Origin of the sequence: Muribacter muris, assembly GCF_004569585.1 — a bacterium.
GTDB lineage: Bacteria > Pseudomonadota > Gammaproteobacteria > Enterobacterales > Pasteurellaceae > Muribacter > Muribacter muris.
Genome location: NZ_SPPA01000074.1, coordinates 1 through 464 on the forward strand (window position 1 = coordinate 1; position 464 = coordinate 464).

1 protein-coding gene is annotated in these 464 nt (G+C 39.4%); it reads left to right on the forward strand.

Features of this window, described 5'->3' with window-relative positions; genetic code table 11:
- Positions 1-464 (forward strand): conjugal transfer protein (locus E4T80_RS12660; RefSeq protein WP_135058724.1); only part of this gene is annotated, 464 nt, incomplete at both ends.

Consider the following 464-nt stretch of genomic DNA (forward strand, 5'->3'; position numbering starts at 1 on the left):
ATATTCCTGTATCGTCTTCTGTAAGAGGATTTCAGATATGGACGGTAGAGCCAACTGGCGACAATGAGTTTAATGTAACCTACAGTGTAGACCAGCTCATTACAGAGGGAGAAAATACAAAGACCGTCCACTCTGCTTATATAGTGAGTGTCTATGTAGATGGTTCTGGAAATATGGTACTGGTTAAGAATCCGACAATTACCAACATACCTAAGAAATCAAGTTATAAACCAAAAGCCATTGAAAGTGAGGGGACGGTTGATTCCATTACAACCAATGAAATCAATGAGTTTTTAACGACGTTCTTCAAGCTCTATCCTACAGCGACAGCCAGTGAACTTTCCTACTATGTGAATGACGGGATATTAAAACCAATCGGAAAAGAGTACATCTTTCAAGAACTGGTAAATCCTATTCACAATCGTAAGGATAATCAAGTCACGGTATCGCTGACAGTGGAGTAT